18 protein-coding genes are annotated in these 19,266 nt (G+C 46.6%); 16 read left to right on the plus strand and 2 right to left on the minus strand.

Annotated features, from left to right (window positions below; genetic code table 11):
• The first annotated feature begins 102 nt into the window (after nt 1-102).
• The 8 genes from MHB84_RS22470 to MHB84_RS22505 all read left to right on the plus strand — a co-directional run bounded on the left by MHB84_RS22470 (nt 103) and on the right by MHB84_RS22505 (nt 6,049).
• Complete coding sequence (locus MHB84_RS22470; protein ID WP_076288196.1) at nt 103-1,299, plus strand: NADH-dependent flavin oxidoreductase; 1,197 nt, start codon at nt 103-105, stop codon at nt 1,297-1,299.
• 225 nt (nt 1,300-1,524) lie between these two features.
• On the plus strand, nt 1,525-1,944 hold the full coding sequence (locus MHB84_RS22475; protein WP_064636540.1) for an organic hydroperoxide resistance protein: 420 nt from the start codon (nt 1,525-1,527) through the stop codon (nt 1,942-1,944).
• A 237-nt stretch (nt 1,945-2,181) separates the two neighbouring features.
• On the plus strand, nt 2,182-2,742 hold the full coding sequence (locus tag MHB84_RS22480; protein WP_076288197.1) for a YdhK family protein: 561 nt from the start codon (nt 2,182-2,184) through the stop codon (nt 2,740-2,742).
• 89 nt (nt 2,743-2,831) lie between these two features.
• Complete coding sequence (locus MHB84_RS22485; protein WP_175383128.1) at nt 2,832-3,008, plus strand: hypothetical protein; 177 nt, start codon at nt 2,832-2,834, stop codon at nt 3,006-3,008.
• A gap of 183 nt (nt 3,009-3,191) precedes the next feature.
• A complete protein-coding gene (locus MHB84_RS22490) occupies nt 3,192-3,806 on the plus strand; it encodes a TetR/AcrR family transcriptional regulator (protein ID WP_076288198.1) in 615 nt (204 codons plus the stop codon).
• Between the two features lie 6 nt (nt 3,807-3,812).
• A complete protein-coding gene (locus MHB84_RS22495; RefSeq protein ID WP_076288199.1) occupies nt 3,813-4,553 on the plus strand; it encodes an SDR family oxidoreductase in 741 nt (246 codons plus the stop codon).
• 526 nt (nt 4,554-5,079) lie between these two features.
• Nucleotides 5,080-5,634, plus strand: coding sequence for a copper amine oxidase (locus tag MHB84_RS22500; protein WP_076288201.1), 555 nt, complete (start codon nt 5,080-5,082; stop codon nt 5,632-5,634).
• 97 nt (nt 5,635-5,731) lie between these two features.
• The gene (locus tag MHB84_RS22505) at nt 5,732-6,049 is read left to right on the plus strand and encodes a DUF1292 domain-containing protein (RefSeq protein ID WP_063565566.1); all 318 of its coding nucleotides are present in this window, start codon (nt 5,732-5,734) and stop codon (nt 6,047-6,049) included.
• Between the two features lie 240 nt (nt 6,050-6,289).
• On the opposite strand, the gene MHB84_RS22510 is transcribed toward MHB84_RS22505, so the two are convergent.
• Nucleotides 6,290-7,765, minus strand: a complete 1,476-nt coding sequence (locus MHB84_RS22510; protein WP_063565751.1) for an aminotransferase class I/II-fold pyridoxal phosphate-dependent enzyme — start codon at nt 7,763-7,765, stop codon at nt 6,290-6,292.
• A 294-nt stretch (nt 7,766-8,059) separates the two neighbouring features.
• On the opposite strand from MHB84_RS22510, the gene MHB84_RS22515 reads away from it, so the two are divergent.
• The 4 genes from MHB84_RS22515 to MHB84_RS22530 all read left to right on the plus strand — a co-directional run bounded on the left by MHB84_RS22515 (nt 8,060) and on the right by MHB84_RS22530 (nt 12,942).
• Nucleotides 8,060-9,352: an MFS transporter gene (locus tag MHB84_RS22515; protein ID WP_076288202.1), complete on the plus strand. Its 1,293-nt coding sequence runs from the start codon at nt 8,060-8,062 to the stop codon at nt 9,350-9,352.
• A 522-nt stretch (nt 9,353-9,874) separates the two neighbouring features.
• Entirely contained in the window at nt 9,875-10,474 is a 600-nt protein-coding gene (locus MHB84_RS22520; RefSeq protein ID WP_076288203.1) for a hypothetical protein, read from the plus strand.
• A gap of 170 nt (nt 10,475-10,644) precedes the next feature.
• Nucleotides 10,645-12,054, plus strand: coding sequence for an NADP-dependent phosphogluconate dehydrogenase (gndA, locus tag MHB84_RS22525; protein WP_064636561.1), 1,410 nt, complete (start codon nt 10,645-10,647; stop codon nt 12,052-12,054).
• A 378-nt stretch (nt 12,055-12,432) separates the two neighbouring features.
• Nucleotides 12,433-12,942 (plus strand): shikimate kinase, encoded by a 510-nt coding sequence (locus tag MHB84_RS22530; protein WP_246318202.1) that lies wholly within the window; start codon nt 12,433-12,435, stop codon nt 12,940-12,942.
• A gap of 286 nt (nt 12,943-13,228) precedes the next feature.
• Here the strand turns inward: MHB84_RS22530 and MHB84_RS22535 are convergent, their stop codons facing one another.
• Nucleotides 13,229-13,534: a rhodanese-like domain-containing protein gene (locus tag MHB84_RS22535; protein WP_076288204.1), complete on the minus strand. Its 306-nt coding sequence runs from the start codon at nt 13,532-13,534 to the stop codon at nt 13,229-13,231.
• 164 nt (nt 13,535-13,698) lie between these two features.
• On the opposite strand from MHB84_RS22535, the gene aroA reads away from it, so the two are divergent.
• The 4 genes from aroA (at nt 13,699) to ptsP (ending at nt 19,255) form a co-directional block, all read left to right on the plus strand.
• Nucleotides 13,699-14,994 carry a 3-phosphoshikimate 1-carboxyvinyltransferase gene (gene aroA / locus MHB84_RS22540; RefSeq protein ID WP_076288205.1) on the plus strand — a complete coding sequence of 432 codons (1,296 nt, stop codon included), beginning with the start codon at nt 13,699-13,701 and terminating at the stop codon, nt 14,992-14,994.
• Nucleotides 14,995-15,030: 36 nt separating this feature from the next.
• Entirely contained in the window at nt 15,031-15,465 is a 435-nt protein-coding gene (locus MHB84_RS22545) for a CoA-binding protein (RefSeq protein WP_053784277.1), read from the plus strand.
• A 152-nt stretch (nt 15,466-15,617) separates the two neighbouring features.
• Nucleotides 15,618-17,498 carry a glucose PTS transporter subunit IIA gene (locus MHB84_RS22550; RefSeq protein ID WP_063565571.1) on the plus strand — a complete coding sequence of 627 codons (1,881 nt, stop codon included), beginning with the start codon at nt 15,618-15,620 and terminating at the stop codon, nt 17,496-17,498.
• The gene (ptsP, locus tag MHB84_RS22555; RefSeq protein WP_076288206.1) at nt 17,495-19,255 is read left to right on the plus strand and encodes a phosphoenolpyruvate--protein phosphotransferase; all 1,761 of its coding nucleotides are present in this window, start codon (nt 17,495-17,497) and stop codon (nt 19,253-19,255) included. The genes MHB84_RS22550 and ptsP overlap by 4 nt, the downstream gene beginning before the upstream one ends.
• Nucleotides 19,256-19,266: the final 11 nt, after the last annotated feature.

A 19,266-nucleotide genomic window follows, 5' to 3' on the forward strand; every position in this document is an offset into this window, starting at 1 on the left:
CTACCTTTTAAGTGCATACTATACTCTTTTTTCACCCTACTATACAATAACTCATGAAACAGAGACAAGGGCGAACAAGCCTAATAAAGGGAGAGAATATATATGGAAAATAGTAATCGTAATTTCTTGCAGCCTTATACATTTGCGAATGGTTTTACGCTAAAAAATAGAGTGGTCATGGCGCCGATGACAACGATGTCCAGTTTCTTCGACGGTTCAATTACCAATGATGAAGTCGATTATTATGCCGAACGGGCTGGTGGCCCTGGTATGATCATTACGGGTGTTGCATACGTAACTGAAGGGGGAAAAGGCTTCGAAGGTGAGCTATCCATCGCAAGTGATTCTACAATCAAAGGACTGTCCAAAATTGCAAGGGCCATTCAGAAAGACGGAACGAAAGCCATTGTGCAAATCTTTCATGCAGGGCGCAAAACGAACTCCAAAACGCTAAGAGGTGTTCAACCCACCAGTGCGAGTGCAATCGCTGCCGCACATCCAATCGGCTCGGAGACGCCGCGTGAATTAACACCTGAGGAAATCGAAAGCATTATTAAGGACTTCGGCAGGGCAACCTTGCGGGCCATACAAGCTGGTTTTGACGGAGTAGAGCTTCACGGGGCCAATACGTATCTGTTGCAGCAATTTTTCTCCGTCAATTCCAATCAACGATCCGATCAGTGGGGTGGCAGCTTTGAAAATCGTATGCGATTTCCGCTGGCAGTCATTCAGGAGGTTGCATCGGTTATCGATGCCCATGCGGATAAACCTTTCATCCTCGGTTATCGGATTTCACCGGAAGAAATTCATATGCCGGGCATCCAGCTCAAGGACTCCTTGGCCTTTGCCCAGGCTCTGACAGACACGCGAGTTGATTACATTCATCTGTCGATGGGAAGTTACAAACGAACATCTTTAAATCACCCCGATGACAAGGAGCCGATCTTAACTAAATTCGTTCGTGTTTTGGATCACAAAAAACCTCTGATCGGTATTGGATCGATTGAGCGGCCGGAAGACGCAGAAGAAGTTATCAACGCCGGGGCAACTTTGGCTGCACTCGGACGGGAATTGATTCGCGAGCCGAAATGGGTACAGAAGGTAAAAGCAGGTGACCTTGGTAGCATTCGTTACCAAATTTCTCCGTCTGATATGGACGAACTGCGTATCCCTTTGGCAATGCAGACTTATCTGGAAGGTTCGTTTCGGGAGGTCATGCACTTTACTACCGACAGTCAGAAAGGGACTGACTACCAGAATTCGCTTGCACCGATGGAGGGTTTTGAGAAGAAGATGTAAAAGTTAAACTAAATTAGATAGATTCAACTTTCGGATCATTAATAGATATTTATTAATTCCGGAGCAACCATTTCCTGCTTTTACATGAGGGAATGGTTGTTTTTTTTATTTAATAATAACGATTTACAAACACAATTAAATTGTGTACAATCTAATTGTTAGCAAAATAAAAAGAGATATCATCTTTACAAAATAAAATTTAAACATACAGAGGAGACAATACTCATGAAAACATTATACGAAACTACAGTTATCAATACAGGTGGACGTCAAGGGATTGTGCAATCGCCGGATAACGTATTTATGCTTGATGTCGCTGCCCCGCCTGAACTGGGAGGCAAAGTAACGACAGCTACGAATCCCGAGCAATTGTTTGCAGCAGGTTACAGTGCTTGCTTTAATTCAGCGCTGGAGTTTCAGTTGAAGAAACACAAAGTCGAAATTGAGAGAAGCACCGTATCGGCTACAGTTATGCTAGTAACGGACCCTACGGATAATGGTGTGAAGCTGGAAGTTGAACTTGAAGTTAAAATTGAGGGTCTGGATGAAGAGACAGCACAGAAATTTGTCAAACTTGCTCATGACTACTGCCCATATTCCAAAGGCATCAAAGGGAACGTTAATGTTACCGTGGGACTAGCCTAATCTTTGCCAGAGCGAATAAAACGGTTTTGTTCTGGACCTCACTATTGAAGTCTGAAGCATCTTTCTAAAATAATGTTCAACATACTGAAGGCCTCCGAGAAATCGGAGGTTTTTTGATATGTTTTTAATTCTTTTTGCGATATACAAAAATAGATAAAGAAATCGATCACGATTGAAATATACCCATATGGGGTATATTATAAGAGTAGAAATCGAAAGTTCAAAGGAGTGCAACTCATGAAAAAGTATGCAATGATATTGCTGACTACGTTGATCACGGGCAGTCTGATGTTAAGTGGATGTGGCAAGAATGCTGAGCAGCATAATAGCAGTAGTAACAGTCATACAGCGAGCACAGGAGAGATGCACCACTCGGATTCGGGAGAATTACCGGAAGGGCTTCAGGAAAAGAAAAATCCAACATATCCTGTGGGCAGCCAGGCCGTGATGAGTACGGACCATATGGCTGGAATGAAGGGTGCAGAAGCGACCATTGTGGGAGCCTATGAGACAATAGCGTATACAGTCTCGTATACACCAACCACAGGAGGAGATACTGTGAAAAACCATAAATGGGTCATCCAAGAGGAAATTCAGGACCATATGGATCAACCGTATGCAGCAGGAACAGAGGTTGTGCTGAACGCTGACCACATGCCAGGAATGAAAGGGGCTAAGGCAACGATTGACTCCGTTGAGCAAACGACGGTATATATGGTTGATTACACCCCGACCACAGGCGGAGATCCGGTGAAGAATCATAAATGGGTCACAGAAGAAGAATTGTCTATTCAATAATACTTTTCAAAGAATAATCAAATTCTCACTCAATTATGGGTTATACTGGAACAATAAGATTAAAGTTGCTGGAAAGGGGAATGTATATGATGGACTTCAGCAAGCCGCCCCATGCCTCCGAATCACATACACACAAACAGCGTCATGAAGAAAATGAACAACAGCTATTAGCCGGAGGGAAAAGCATTTGGTGGGAAATCAGCAATTGGCTAATTCTCGGTGGGATACTTGCGGTGATCTTCGTATTGTTTAAATTCGTGTTCTAGAAAAAGAGAAACATTAAAACTTTGGATAAGGGCCATATTAAATGGGCTCTTTTTTTTACGCTCGTACATATAAAATTATCAAGAATAACAAATGACAAAAATTATTATTTGTCATTTGTTATTCGGTATGTTAATCTAATTTCAACGGAGGTGACTAGGGGATGGTGCAACCATCTTAATCATATGGATAAAGACAAAACTTCTGAATTTTTAACCAAGGAACAAATTATCGCAGCAACGCAGGAAACTCTCCGGCGCTTCGGTGTTGCCAAAACATCTGTTACGGATGTCGCTAAATTGCTTGGAGTTAGTCACGGTACGATTTACAGGCACTATAAAAGCAAGAAAGAATTACTTGAAGGCGTGACCGCACAATGGCTCGAAGATGAGATTATCGCGCCTTTGACGGCAATAGCTAAGGATCAGAGTTACAACGGTGAGGGAACACGTCATTTGAAAGTATATATAGAAGTGTTAATCGCTCGTAAACGTCATTATGCCGAATCCGATGCAGAGTTGTTTGAAATGTACGCACGGGTAACCCAGGAATCCGCAGATATTATCGCTAAACATGTGCAACATCTTGTACGTCATCTGAGTGAGATTATCCAGCAGGAGAATCATTTCCAATTTAACAAACCAGATGTGGTTGCAACTGCTATCCTTCAAGCTACAGCTCGTTTTCATCATCCGGCACATGCCTATGAATGGCAAAGCCCTACAATTGATGCGGAATTTGCACAGGTGTGGTTGTTGATCGAAAAGGGATTATTACATTTGGAACAAGAGAGGGAGTAATTGTAAATGAAAAAGCTAACAGGTAAAGTGGCCGTTGTAACAGGCTCATCCCGGGGGATCGGACGTGCTATAGCTGAGCAACTCGCTGAAATGGGCGCGGATGTCGTCATTAACTACACGAGTAGCCCCGACAAAGCAGAGCAGGTTGCAGATATTGCTCGCCAAAAAGGAGTTCGTGCCATTACCGTTCAGGCTGACCTTGCCCGGAAGGAAGATGTGGAGCGTTTATTTTCCGAAACGATTAACCAGCTTGGAAGAATCGATATTCTGATCAACAATGCAGGCATCATGAAGACAACTCCTTTGGCAGATGTGACTGAGGAAGAATTCGATCAGCAGTTTGCGATTAATGTAAAAGGTACATTTTTTGCTTGTCAGCAAGCGTTGAAACACATGGAGGACCAGGGCCGAATCGTTAACTTCTCCACTTCTGTAACTGGACAGATGTTTCCGGGATACAGCGTGTACGCAGGTACCAAAGGAGCAGTTGAACAGATTACTCGTCAGCTTGCGAAAGAATTTGGCTCCAGACAAATCACTATTAATGCTGTTGCACCAGGTCCTGTGAATACCGAATTGTTTTCTGTTGGGAAGACGGAGCAGCAGCTCGAAGGAATGCGTAAAATGAATGCATTTGGTCGTCTGGGTGAACCGGAAGACATTGCAAATGTGATCTCATTCCTCGTCAGTGAAGAATCGCAATGGGTTACAGGACAGACGCTGCGTGCAAACGGCGGTTTCATTTAAGGATATCATGCACGAAGTTTACCCCTTTTGACACACAACCGGGCGAATCCCCATATGATGCATTACATCAGCAAGCAATTGGGGAAATGGGGAATCCGGGATGGCAAAAGCAAAGGGAAAAAAATCTCCCGCGTTAAAGAGTGACAAACTTCGTGTATCCATGAAATTGGTTACTTCGGATGTATGTGAGCGTTGCAAGACCCCCTGTACACGAGGAATGGATTATGCAGCACGGATGCGAACCGATGGAGCTGTGGGCAAGGGCGTACCTTGTATATTAACTCGTCATACTTCGTAGTTAGCAGCATAATAAAATTGACCCAGAAGAAGTTCGTATAATTACGTATTGCCAACAACTATACTATAGGGGCGTCCTTTAACAAGGAACGCCTCTTTTTGATCGTTCCAAGGGGTGGAAAATATTCTGGATAAAAAATGAAAAATGATGAAAAACAGCGCAACTTTGTGGATGAACCTGCAGTATAAATGTACAACAGCTAGCAGCAGGGGAGGGAATATTGACGGAATGAAATGGAAAAGAATTTTGCTGTGTGTCACAGTATTCTCCTTGCTCGGCGGGTCTTTATTGTTTGCAGATTCAGTGAACGAGAAGATTCGGGTTCTCATTAACGGCAAGGAAGCAGCTGACGGTGGTTATCTGATTGACGGAACGACCTATGTACCTGTAAGGGAAGCGGGCGGAATCGCCAGATGGGATAGCACAAACAAGAGAGTAACGGTTATCAAACCGAATGTACATATTTTTCTCTTCAAGGGAGATACCGTGTTTGGCAACGTAAACGTGGGTAAGTTGAAATTTAATGTGTTCTCACAAGTCGACAGTTTGACGACGGATATAGCTGCCGTGAAGGTGACGATTACCAATCCAAGTGGTGAGGTTAAGGATATTCAGTCTCAAGAGCTCAAGACTCAGAAGGATAACTTCTGGTTCCGAACGTACGATTTTACGTATGATTTCAGCCGGGCTGGCAAGTACCAAGTCGGTTTTTATATTAAAGAAAATGCAAATAGTAATTATGTGCTGGCAGCCGAGAAAATCATTACCGCGCTGAACGATTGAAGCAAAAATAACCTTGGCGGTTAAATTGACCTGGACCATTGAACATGTTACGATATGCAAGGTTACACAATTTCTATTTATAAAGCGAGGTATATCAATGAGCGATCACACACATGAACACGGCGATGCCTGCGGATGCGGTCAAGACCACGACCACGACCACGAGCATGAAGAAGTTCTTCTGACACTGACAGACGAGAACGGAAATGACGTGGAAATGGTTCTGGTGGAGACGTTTGACGTGGAGAAGCATGTTTATGCGCTCCTGCTGGAACGTAACAATCCTGAAGCTGACGGCATCATTCTGCGTATGGAAGAAGAAGACGAGGAAATGGTGCTCTACAATATTGAAGACGAAGAAGAGTGGACCCGTGTTGAAGCGGCGTACAACGAACTCGTTGCAAGCCAAGAATAGTCATCCTTTTGGAATAAAGCAAGAAGGCTCCTTGATTACAGGGGGCCTTTTGTTTGCTTTTTATTAGGTGTAAATGCTGTTTTTTCTTGCCATAGGGACAGTGGAATAGGTGGGAAAATGCAAATAAGACAGCGATCATAACACAAGACAGGACAAGTCTGTGTGGAGAAAAAAATAAAAAGGACCAAGCATCCCGCTTGGTCCTTAGAGATCGATCAACCTCATGAAGAGGTGGCTGTTCTAGAAAATCGCATCTGCTTCCACGATGACTTTTACATTGGTTACGCTACGGTCTTCAGGTCCTTTTACAGGCAGTCCAACTTCAACATGATCAATGATGTAGTCGATGTTCTCCTGAGTGATAACCTCACCTGGCAGCAGAATCGGAATTCCTGGTGGATATACGTAGATGAATTCCGAAATAATCCGGCCAGCGGATTCCTTGAAAGGAATGACTTCGGTATCACCATAGAACGCATCACGTGGAGTCAGCATCAGCTGTGGTACATCTGGAACCTTAACCACCAGCTCGTGGGCTGGATTCACTTGATAATACGTACGGGATAGATCTTGCAGGGCGTTCAGCAAGATTTCTACGGAGTCATCCGTATCTCCCGGCGTGATGAGGCACAGAATATTATACATATCACTGAGCTCTACCTCGATTTTGTAATGCTCACGTAGCCAGTTCTCTGTTTCGTAACCTGTAATTCCAAGGTGACGAACATGAATGGTTACTTTGGTTGGGTCGTAATTAAAAGTAGCCTCTGTGCCCAGCAGCTCTCTGCCGAAGCAATACAATCCGTCCATATCATTAATGGAGCGTCTTGCAAACTCAGCCAAATCAATGGCCTTCTGTGCCATCTGATGGCCATTTAGAGCCAGATTTCGTCTCGACGTGTCGAGCGAAGCCAGAAGGATGTAGGAAGTCGACGTTGAAGTCAACATACTCAGAATAGTTTGTACACGTTGCGGATTCACATAACCATTCTTCGTGTTCAGATTGAGTACAGAACTCTGAGTCATCGAACCACCCAGCTTGTGTACACTCGTCGCAGCCATATCAGCCCCGGCGGCCATGGCTGAGAGCGGCAGATCTTCATGGAAATGAATGAGTACGCCATGCGCTTCATCCACAAGTACTGGGACCTGATAGCTATGCGCCAGTTCAACAATTTCTTTTAGATCGGTACATACACCGAAGTACGTTGGGTTAATGACGAGCAATGCCTTGGCATCGGGATGACGCTCAAGGGCACGTCGGATCGCGCCTGTAGTGACACCGTGATCGATTCCTAGATTGGCATCCTGCGCTGGAGAGACGAACACGGGTTTCGCTCCTGAGAAAATGATGGCAGACATGACCGATTTATGCACATTACGGGGCACAATAATCTTGTCACCCGGTTCACATACGGACAGAATCATGGTCATGATGGCACTGCTTGTGCCTTGTACACTAAAATAGGTATAATCGGCTCCGAAGGCATCGGCTGCCAGAATCTGCGCTTCCTCAATGACACCGGTGGGCTGATGCAAATCATCTAGCGGTGCGATGTTAATCAAATCTATGGAGAGGGCATTATCGCCGATAAATTCACGAAATTCGGTGTCCGTTCCCAATCCTTTTTTATGTCCCGGAATATGAAATTGCACCGGATTGAGTGCCGCGTGATTTTTTAAAGCGGTAAACAGCGGCGTACGGCGGTGATCCATCAGTGCTGTCACAACCTTTCCTAATTATAATTTGTAAGAAAAACGTCTTTCGACGTAAATTCTATGAAGACAGACCGCATGTAGCGGATGTTTTTCTTGCGATCACGGATTTAGTTCAGCTTTGCTGATAACTTATCATTTTGTAATCTCAAACAAATTTGAGTATAGCAAATTAAGAACCGAATGCAAGCAGTATTGCTTGACAATTTTTCGAATTGCTGAGATTTGGACACATCCCCGAGGGTTACAGTAAGGATAGGAGATGGGCAAGCAAGCATCGAAAGGGGAAAAAGAATGCAAACCAATACAAAACCAGCCAAAATCCTGCGATCACCTTTCTTTATAGCCATGTGGCTAACGCTTTTTCTAGTTGAAATCATCAAGGGTGCTCTGCTGGTCGCTATTTTGCCCGTGTATATGGACAATATTCTAGGCTTGTCCGCTGGCGTAATAGGTGTGGCCTTTGCCCTTCAATATTTGGGAGATAATCTGTTCAGGGCTCCCTCTGGCTGGGCAGCAGAACGGATCGGGTTCCGCGCTACAATGGTGACGGCCCTAATTTGTACATTAGTAGCTGTAATCATGATTATCTTTTTCAAAAGTGCATTTGGCCTTGCCATGGCTTGTCTCATTCTTGGAGTTGGTACGTCACCCCTTTGGCCTTGCGCCATGACGGGCGTGACCGCGATGTCGGGGCCGCAGAACAAGAACGGTACAGCCATGGGTGCGCTGGAGATGGCGGCACTTGGAGGAACTGGACTTGGGCCGATCGGAATGAACTGGCTATTGGAACGGACGCATCACGATTATCGCACCATTTTCCTGGTGTTGATGGGTGTTGCAATTCTGGTCATTCTGGTCGCTTTGATTCTACCCGGACGTGTCGTTGTTGAGGGTGAGCATGCGGAAAGTGAGACTAAGCGGGCAGACATGAAATATCCGGCTAAACCGAATATTCTTACGCCTTTCATCCGACTCAAAAACAGTGTCCAGGGCACATTGCAACGGGTACGCAGTACACTTAACGTGAATCCGCTCGTATATCCTGCACTGTTCATGCAGTCCTTTGTTATTGGTCTGCTCAGTCCCGTGATTACGTTATACACTCGCACAGACCTGCACATCTCGCCCAACCTGTATAGCTTGTTGCTAATAGCCGGTGGTGGCATCACGGTCATTGCACTGCTGCCTGTAGGGAAAATGGTAGACCGGTTTGGCACGGCACCGTTCCTGAACATCGGTTTTTTAATGGCAGCAGCAAGTCTGTTTGCTTTTTCTTCCATTACGTCTATTCCTGTTGTGTTCGGCATCGTCATGCTGGTTGGTGTCAGCTATGCGATGATTCTCCCGGCCTGGAATGCATTTGTAGCCACATTGATTCCCAAAGGAGAACGCGGAGCGATCTGGGGTTTCTTCCTGACCCTTCAGGGATCAGGCATGGTCGTAGGACCGATTGTATCCGGACTGCTGTGGGATCACATTAGTCATCCGGCTCCATTTATCGGAAGTGCTGTCGTTATGGCTGGACTTGCCGTTGTGCATTATGTCTTATCCCGTAAACCGTATCGTACAGCTCCTGCTAAATGATGCGATGAAGCCTGGTAAGGTTGATCTAATAAGAAAAGGGAGTTCCAACAACCGTACAGGTTGTGGAACTCCCTTTTTATGTAGCATAGTCCATCTATTTAGCTAACGACGTGAAGATTATTCTGACCGCCGTAGTAGTCAACTTCGGGAGCTAACTGTTCACGGTACTCCATGTCTGCTTAAGACATAGACATCTTGTAGAGCGGCAGCAGTGTTTTGAACCTTGAACGAACTGTTTCCAGGAACTTGTCCCGATCTGCAGCCAGCGGATCATTCCGATCAACTCGCAGTCCGCACATGACCTCTGCATACCTCCATTTCGCGTCCGTTATATCATGAAAAAACGGGGGCTTGCCCCTGTGCATCTGCGGAAAGCTGCGATCCTCCGGATCAATCGGTGAAAAATAGTCAAATAACCAAGTACCCTTACATAAAATGAAGTATAAAATAGGGTAAGCCGATTGAGTAGAAGCGATTGAAGAAGATGGCCGGAGCATCTCCGGTACAGATGGAGGGAGTGCCGTGAATAAGAGTTATGAAGTTGAATATTGCAATCTGGAGCTGCGGTTCAACCGTCGGCATATCCAAAATTTGATCAAAGACCTTATTCGTGAGGGGTATTCACTATATTGGAGCGAGGACGAATCCTTTTTTATTCTGTCAGTCCGTACCGGACGCAAGCTGGTAAAGCTCCGTTTTCAACAGACGCGCAGTGGGAATTACAAAATGACGGGAGATTATATTATTAAGGATGCAAAACTTGCGGAATGGTTAGAGAAGCTGATTGGGGATACACGTGGGCATGCCGTTGTGAAACGCTTTAAGGATCAGCAGATGACCGTGGAAAATATTTTGTTCGGTGAAGTCATTCGTCTCGTTGAAGTATCCGGGTTCAAACAGCGTGTTATTTTTCAAAAGGAACCTGCGCCGACGGCGGAAGAGATGGAAGAAATGTTCCTCTCGCGCGAAGGTGAGGAGCGACTCATGCTGCTGCGCATGGAAGTAGATGATGAACTGGAGCGTCTGCATGCCGCCATTCAGACGGATAATATCGAAAAAGCAGATGCCTGTCGTAAAGTCCTAAAGCAGTTGTCAGGGTACATGTTGATGCTGGAAGGCTGAAATATAACGCTGTATTTATGAAAATACGATGAACACCTCAGGTAATTGGGGTGTTTTCTCGCTGTGCGACCATGGTCCGGGGTTCACTTCTATGCGTAAAACCGTTAAAATGGGGGTATTGTTGAGAATTCATTCAATAAAATTAATTGGAGCAAAGGATGGAGGACCAGATGGCGAAACAACAGATCGGTGTCATTGGACTTGCAGTAATGGGCAAAAATTTGGCCCTTAACATTGAAAGCAGAGGTTTCACGGTATCGGTATTTAACCGTTCCCCGGAGAAAACCAACGATCTTCTGAAAGAAGCCGAAGGTAAAAACCTGACAGGCACATTCTCTATTGAAGAGTTTGTGGCATCCCTGGAATCCCCGCGCAAAATCCTGATCATGGTACAAGCTGGTTATGCAACCGACGCTACCATTGAACAACTGCTTCCTCATTTGGATGAGGGCGACATCATCATTGATGGCGGTAACGCATACTTCCCTGACACACAACGTCGCAGCAAAGAGCTGGAAGACAAAGGCATTCGCTTCATCGGTACAGGTGTATCCGGTGGGGAAGAAGGCGCTCTGAAAGGCCCTGCAATTATGCCAGGTGGACAAGAGAGTGCGTACAAGCTGGTTGAACCGATCCTGACAGCCATTTCGGCCAAAGTCGGTGACGATCCTTGTTGTACATATATCGGACCAGATGGTGCCGGACACTATGTAAAAATGGTGCATAACGGTATCGAATACGGAGATATGCAGCTGATTGGTGAAGCTTACCACCTGCTCAAATCCGTGTTGAATGTGTCCGTTGAAGAGCTTCACGCTATCTTTACAGAATGGAATCAAGGAGAGCTGGACAGCTACTTGATCGAAATCACAGCAGACATCTTCTCCAAATACGATCCAGAAACGGGCAAACCAATGGTTGATGTCATTCTGGATGCAGCTGGACAAAAAGGAACTGGAAAATGGACAAGCCAAAGCGCGCTGGATCTCGGCGTACCATTGTCCATGATTACGGAATCCGTATTCTCCCGCTTCCTGTCTGCGATGAAAGACGAGCGTGTGGCAGCGAGTAAAATTTTGAACGGACCTGCGGTTGAAGCATTCTCCGGCGACAAAAAAGCGTTCATCGAAAATGTTCGCAAAGCACTGTTTGCAAGTAAAATCGTATCCTACGCACAAGGTTTTGCCCAAATGCGTGCAGCTTCCGATGAGTACGGTTGGGATCTGAAATACGGCAACATCGCTATGATCTTCCGTGGTGGCTGCATCATCCGTTCGCAGTTCCTGCAAAACATTAAAGAAGCGTATGACAAAGATGCAGCACTGAAAAACCTGCTTCTGGATCCATACTTCCAAAACATTGTAGAATCCTACCAAGGTGCGTGGCGTGAAGTGGTAGCTGCTGCGGTAACTCAAGGCGTTCCGGTTCCTGGGTTCTCCAGTGCCTTGTCCTACTACGATAGCTACCGTACAGAGCGTTTGCCTGCGAACCTGCTGCAAGCACAACGTGACTACTTCGGTGCTCATACGTTCAAACGTCTAGACAAAGAAGGCAGCTTCCACCACAACTGGATGGAATAGTAGTGTATAACGCAAGTCCGTGAGATTAGGCTAAATTGTCCTGAATCAAGGACTTTGGCTGGAACAGAAGCTTGGAAAGGGGACTTGGAGAGTCGGTACATATACCGATGAGCTCCAGGTCTCTTTTTTTTACGTATACTTAAGCTGGTCCTACATCGAGATTCGTTAGAATTTTAAAATCGCCTATATTTCCAAAATAGGCTGATTTGAGTTCTTTAAAATCGTTTGAAGTACATGGACGTGCTTCGATATGATCTGGAAGTGTTTGCGGATGTTTGGAGGGAAGCCAGTCATACTATGGCCTTCCCCCGTCCGCAGGGCTGTGTTATGATAGGACAAAAGTGCTCACGAATTGCTTGAATTAAAGGAGTGTACACCTTGAGCAAGTCTAACAATATTATTCTCATCGGCATGATGGGAACTGGCAAATCAACCGTCGCTGACATGCTCGCGCGCGAGTTAGGTTACCGACTGATTGATGTGGACGCCGCGGTGGAAAAAGAGGAAGGCTGTACGATTCCTGAGTTGTTCACAGGCAAGGGAGAAGCGTATTTCCGCGATGCCGAGAGTCGCATGTTGTGCTCGGTGTTAGAGAAAAAGGCGCAGGTGATTGCGACCGGAGGCGGTGTGGTACTACGTTCGGACAACTGTGATGTCATGTCGAAGAACGGCTGGGTGGTTGCCCTGACAGCTGATCCTGCAGTGATAGTAGAACGCGTCAGCGGCTGTGATAACCGTCCGCTCTTGGCAGGCAATGCGGAGGAACGCATTCAGACCATTATGCAGGAACGGAAGGACGCATATCGGTTTGCGCATTACACGGTGGATACAACCGAGTTATCCGCTTCTGAAGTGACTCGTTTAATTTTAGCGCATTACCGCGTCTAAGCTTGTAATTATTTCATTTTCTCGTCAGTGAGAGTAGGGATAGAACGTACAAATGAGTGTAGGGTCGATGCCTGGAGAGGGATACATTCCGTATGTGGAAGAAGATATGTTGAAGGATTTAAAGTGGTGAATGGGGATGTATGATCGTGAGAGATCGATGTGAAAAACGGGCCGATTGGCCCGTTTGACTGATGGTAAGAATCAGGGTGCATGATGCATGGTGGTTATGGAGAACTGCTGATTGCAGCTAGCTATCCTGACCATATAACCTCGATCCTGATGTTACTTAGTTTTCCTCTTGCCATTGCAGCATGCCGCCAACCATATTGGTGCAGCCATCATATCCGAGCTGCTGTAAGTACTCACAGGCACGTTCGCTACGGTATCCACTGCGGCAGATCAAAACAATTTCACCGGACTTTTGAATTTCGGACAGTCTGTCCGGAATCTGTCCAAGCGGGATGTGTTTCGCTCCCTCGATCATGCCTTGTGCGACTTCATCGTCCTCACGGACGTCTATCATCTGCAGCTTCTCTCCCGCCAGTAAACGGCGGCGTAGCTCAGAAGTTTCAATTTCTGCAATTTGTGTCATATTCAGGTCCTCTTTTCTGTATGGACTTAACGCCTATAATGATACCCAAGCGATGTATGGAATGTCAATTTGGCAGTACAGCATTACCGCATGTATCCTGAGCCAAATACGTAACAGGATCATCTAACGAAGCACATTATAATCAATGAAGGAGAATTTCATCCATGGACGTTATCGTTAAACCGACCCCATCCCTGAAAGGGGAAATTGGAGCTTTGTCTTCCAAAAACTACACCACACGCTACTTGCTAGCTGCTGCTCTGGCAGAAGGCACGAGTACGATCCATTACCCGGCTCACAGTGAAGATAGTGACGCTATGCGCAGATGTATTCGCGATCTTGGAGCAGTGCTTGAAGAAGATGACAGCAAAATTGTTATCCAGGGCTTTGGCAGCCATCCACATGATGTGCGTGAATTAAATGTAGGAAATGCGGGTGCAGTGCTGCGTTTCCTAATGGGGGTAACAGCACTTTGTCCTGAGGTGACGTTTGTAAATACGTACCCGGATTCTCTTGGCAAACGCCCACATGATGACCTGATCGATGCGCTTGGTCAGCTCGGTGTTGAGGTACAGCACGAACAAGGACGCTTGCCAATCACGATCAAAGGTGGTCAGGCTAAGGGGGGACATATCCGTGTATCCGGTTCTGTCAGCTCCCAGTATTTGAGCGCGTTGCTGTTTGTAACTCCACTTCTGGCCGAAGACAGCACAATTGAAGTATTGAATGACTTGAAATCCAAAGTGGTTATTGGTCAGACGCTGGAAGTACTGGAACAAGCGGGTATCGTCATTCATGCGAGTGATGATTACATGTCCTTCCGCGTACCTGGCGGCCAAGCCTATAAACCGCAAACATATACGGTTCAAGGAGACTATCCGGGTTCAGCAGCTGTCCTCGCGGCTGCGGCGGTCACTCAATCAGATGTTAAAATTTTGCGATTGATGGAACAGAGCAAACAAGGTGAGCGTGCTATTGTTGACGTTCTGCGCATGATGGAAGTGCCGTTGACGCATGAGAACGATGTGGTTCACGTGCAAGGTAACGGTACTTTGAAAGCTGTGGAATTCGATGGAGATGCCGCGACAGACGCGGTTTTGGCCATGGTAGCGGCAGCAGTGTTTGCGGAAGGCACCTCACGGTTCTATAATGTAGAGAACTTACGTTACAAGGAATGTGACCGAATTACGGATTATTTGAACGAACTGCGGAAGGCAGGAGCCAACGTAGAAGAACGTCAGGCCGAGATTATCGTACATGGTCGTCCGGAAGGCGTTGAAGGCGGCGTTGAGATTAACGCTCACTACGATCATCGCGTAATTATGGCACTGACCGTTGTCGGTCTGCGTTCCAAAGAACCGCTTCGTATTCGGGATGCACACCATGTAGCCAAGTCTTATCCGCAATATTTCGATCATTTGCAGGCGCTTGGCGCCTCGGTTCAATGGGTAAAAGAGTAAAATAACACGTTAAGCAGAAAAGGATGGTGCTTGAACATGGAATTTAACAATCCTACTCGTGAAGAAATTGGACAACTTTTGCGCAAGGCAGGCAACATCGCAGTCGTCGGCTTATCGGACAAATCAGATCGCACTTCCTATATGGTAGCGGAAGCCATGCAAAGCAGAGGTTATCGCATCATCCCGGTAAATCCGCAGGTACAAGGTGAGATTCTCGGGGAGACGGTATATGCGACTCTTGCAGATATCCCTGAGCCGGTAGATATCGTGAATGTATTCCGCCGTGATGAATATTGTGCCGATGTGGCTCGTGAAGCTGCGGCGATCAAAGCGAATGTATTGTGGCTTCAGCTTGGTATCCATAGTGATGAAGCCGTACAGATTGCTGCTGAGAACGGCATGACAGCGGTAACGAATCGTTGTATCAAGGTAGAGGATTCCATCGTTTTGCGCGGTGCTGGACGCGGTTAAATTTCAATCACTAAAAATCCCGTTAACCTCGAGTTGACGGGATTTTTCTGTTACATACTTGGAATATAGAATAAATTACCAACAGGTTACTGTTTTGCTTTGACAAAACGTTGCGTAAAGCTTACCATCTAGGATAGAAAGGAGAGGTCGCCATGAATTGGCTCGGATCCTTGCAGCAGCTCGGACGAGCGGTAATGCTGCCTACAATGGTCCTGCCCGCCGCCGCAATTTTGCTGAGTGTTGGCAGTTTGCCCTGGGACGCCTGGGGATTGAAAGTTGTTGGTGAAGTGTCTACCGTGGCCGGACACGGTATTTTTTATTTTTTGCCGTATTTGTTCGCTGTCGGTGTAGCGCTGGGACTCTCCAACCAGGCCGGACAAGCGGGACTCGCTGCTCTGGCTGGTATTGTGATATATGATCAGGTGACTCGCAATTTCGGGGATGGCACCGTTCAACCTGCTTCCTTAATCGGAATTATTCTCGGTGCACTTGCCGGGGTGACGCATAATCGCTTCAAAAGTATTAAACTGCCCGAAATCTTACAATTTTTCGGTGGTTCAAGGTTTGTTTTGCTCATCGTAGGGCTGTGCTCGGCACTGTTCTCTTTCTTTATGTTATGGATCGCACCCATTCTACAACATGCATTGAACGCCATCGCCACCTGGGAATACAGTCTCGGCGGTTTTGGGCTGTTTATATATGGGGTCTTGTACAGGGTGCTGGTGGCATTCGGCCTGCATCATCTGCTTAACAATGTGTTCTGGTTCCAACTGGGGACGTATGAAACAGCAGACGGCAATATTGTGCAAGGGGATTTGCCGCGATTTTTTGCGGGTGATCCGACAGCAGGGTATTTTATGGCCGGGTTATTCCCGATCATGATGTTTGCGATTCCAGCGATTGCCTTTGCGATTATTCAGGAGGCAAGGGAAGACCTGAAGCCAAAAATCAAAAAAACATTTCTCACTTCCGCACTTGTTTGTTTTCTGACAGGGGTATCGGAGCAGATTGAGTTTGCCTTTTTGTTTGCGGCACCTTATCTGTTCATCGTGCATGCAGTCATGTCAGGACTTGCGATGTGGATCAGTTATTGGCTTGATATACGTCATGGATTCTCCTACTCGGCTGGCATTATTGACTACATACTCAATTTCCATCTATCGGAAAATGCTTGGAAGCTCATACCGATTGGCATACTATATGGGTTGGTCTATTATTTCCTGTTTAGGTGGGCGATTCGTACGTTCAAGATTCCAACTCCAGGACGCGAAGAAGGGTCCATGCTGGAAGATTGGGTAGGTAACATTCCTTATCAAGCTCCTCTCATTTTGGAAGCATTGGGCGGGAAAGAAAACATTGTACAGGTAGAGGCCTGTATTACACGACTTCGACTCACCGTGCATAATGATCGGTTAATCGATACAGGTGCAATGAAGAGTATGGGGTCGGCAGGGCTCATTAAGCTGGGTGGCGGTAACGTACAAGTGGTATTCGGCACCTATTCGGAATTAATCCGGGAAGAGATTGCGAAGCTGCTCGAACGGGATCTGCAACAAGTTCTGTTCTGTGCTCCTGTGCAGGGCAAAATGCTGCCAATTGAAGAGGTGCCGGATCAGATATTTGCAGCCAAGCTTGTGGGTGATGGAGTAGCCTTTGTTCCGGAAAAAGGAGAGCTAGTCTCACCCGTATATGGAACGATTATGCACATGTATCCGACGATGCACGCACTGGGCATATCAACCCGGGAGGGACTTGAGGTTCTGTTGCATATCGGTATTGACACATCCCAATTGAAAGGCCACTTTGAAGCCTTTGTTCAGGAAGGGGATACGGTGGAGCCGGGTCAGTTGTTAATCAAGTTTGACCTGGCTGTATTGCGAGCCGAGGCGGCATCGCTGACGACACCGATGGTTATCACGAATCCCGATCGTGTCAAATCATGGAGCTTTGCTCCATTTAAGCAAGTTAAGAAAGGTCAGGCATCCGTTATGTCCGTGGTGCTCTATGACAGGAACGTTGGAGGGGTAGAATGAAGATACAAGGCATCAACGGCGCTGCAGGCATAGCCATCGGCAAAGCATTTGTCCTGCCCAGTTGGGAATGGGATCTGCCGGATCAGAAGATGGATTCGGTGGATCTCGCCCAAGAGTTCGAACGGCTGTACGAGGGCATACGGACATCCAAGGATGAGATTGAATATATCAAGAACGAGTTCAAGGAAGTGGTCGGTCCTGAAGAGTCCAGCATCTTTGATGCGCATCTGGCCATTCTGGAAGATCCGGTATTCATGAACGAAATTCGAGGCATTATTGAACGGCAGTACAAAGCGGCAGAAGTAGCCGTCAAAGAGGCTATTGATCATTTTGTCACCATGTTTGATCTGCTCGAAGACGAGTATATGAAGGAGCGGGCCATTGACATCAAGGACGTGGGGAACCGTCTATTAAAGCATCTGCTGGGTGCACCGGAAATTACGCTTCCATCGGATACCCAGCCTTATATACTCGTGGCCAAAGAGCTGTCTCCCTCTCAATTGGCGCATTTGAATCCAAGCCACGTGCTGGGCATTGTGACACTTATCGGAGGCAAAACATCACATTCGGCAATTATGGCTCGTGCTCTTGGCATTCCTCTCGTTTCCGGTTTGGAAGCGAGTCTTGGCATGCCGGTGGAGACCGGAGATATGCTGGTTGTCGACGGAGATAATGGCCTCGTATTTACGGAGCCGGATCGGAAGACAATTGAACGGTACACGATGATTCGTAGCAAACAATTGAAGAAAAAAGAACAGCTGCAGGTACTTGCAACAGTGGATGCCGTAACCAAAGATGGTTCCGTGCTGCATCTGGCTTCTAACATCAGTTCCGTCAAGGAATTGGATATGGCGCTGAAACATGGGGCAAAAGGTGTGGGGTTGTTCCGGACAGAGTTCCTATACATGGACCGTGCTACGTTCCCGGGTGAGCAGGAACAGTATGAGGTCTATCGTCTTGTTGCTGAGAAAACTGCTGGTCAGTCTGTCGTTATTCGTACGCTCGATATCGGTGGTGACAAGCAGCTGGACTATTTTGAACTGCCAGAAGAAGATAATCCATTTTTGGGATATCGTGCGATTCGGATCAGTCTGGACCGAAAAGATCTGTTCAAAACACAGCTCACAGCCATTCTTCGGGCCAGTGCTGCGTGCAATGTCAAAATTATGTATCCGATGATCTCTTCGGTAGAAGAACTTCAGGAGGCCAATGAAATCCTGCGTGAAGCGATGTCTGATCTGGACGAGCGCAAATTGCCGTACGATCCGCATATTCAGGTGGGCATCATGATTGAGGTTCCGGCAGCGGTGATGATCGCCGATTTGCTTGCCGAAGAAGCTGATTTCTTCAGCATAGGTACCAATGATCTAGTACAATATGTACTGGCTGTCGATCGAATGAATGAGCAGATCGCACATATGTACCATCCGTATCACCCGGCTGTACTTCGCATGCTTCGCGCAACAGTCGATGCGGCACATACGGCAGGCATTGATGTCAGTGTTTGCGGAGAGATGGCAGGAGATGAGCGTTCGATTCCCCTATGGCTGGAGCTGGGGATTAGCAATCTGAGTATGTCTCCACAATCCTTGCTGCGTGTGAAGCACAGGGTATTGAATACGACGGCTGCGGCTGCCAAAGAGGCAGCCCATGATTGCTTCACTCTGCGGACAAGTGCAGACATCGAAGAGCGCCTACAGGTCTTCAATGATTCGATGGGCAGTCCAGATGAACAGAGTGGATCGAATGCATCTTGAATGGGATATTT

Source organism: Paenibacillus sp. FSL F4-0087, assembly GCF_038020215.1.
In the GTDB taxonomy this organism is placed as follows: Bacteria; Bacillota; Bacilli; order Paenibacillales; family Paenibacillaceae; genus Paenibacillus; species Paenibacillus taichungensis.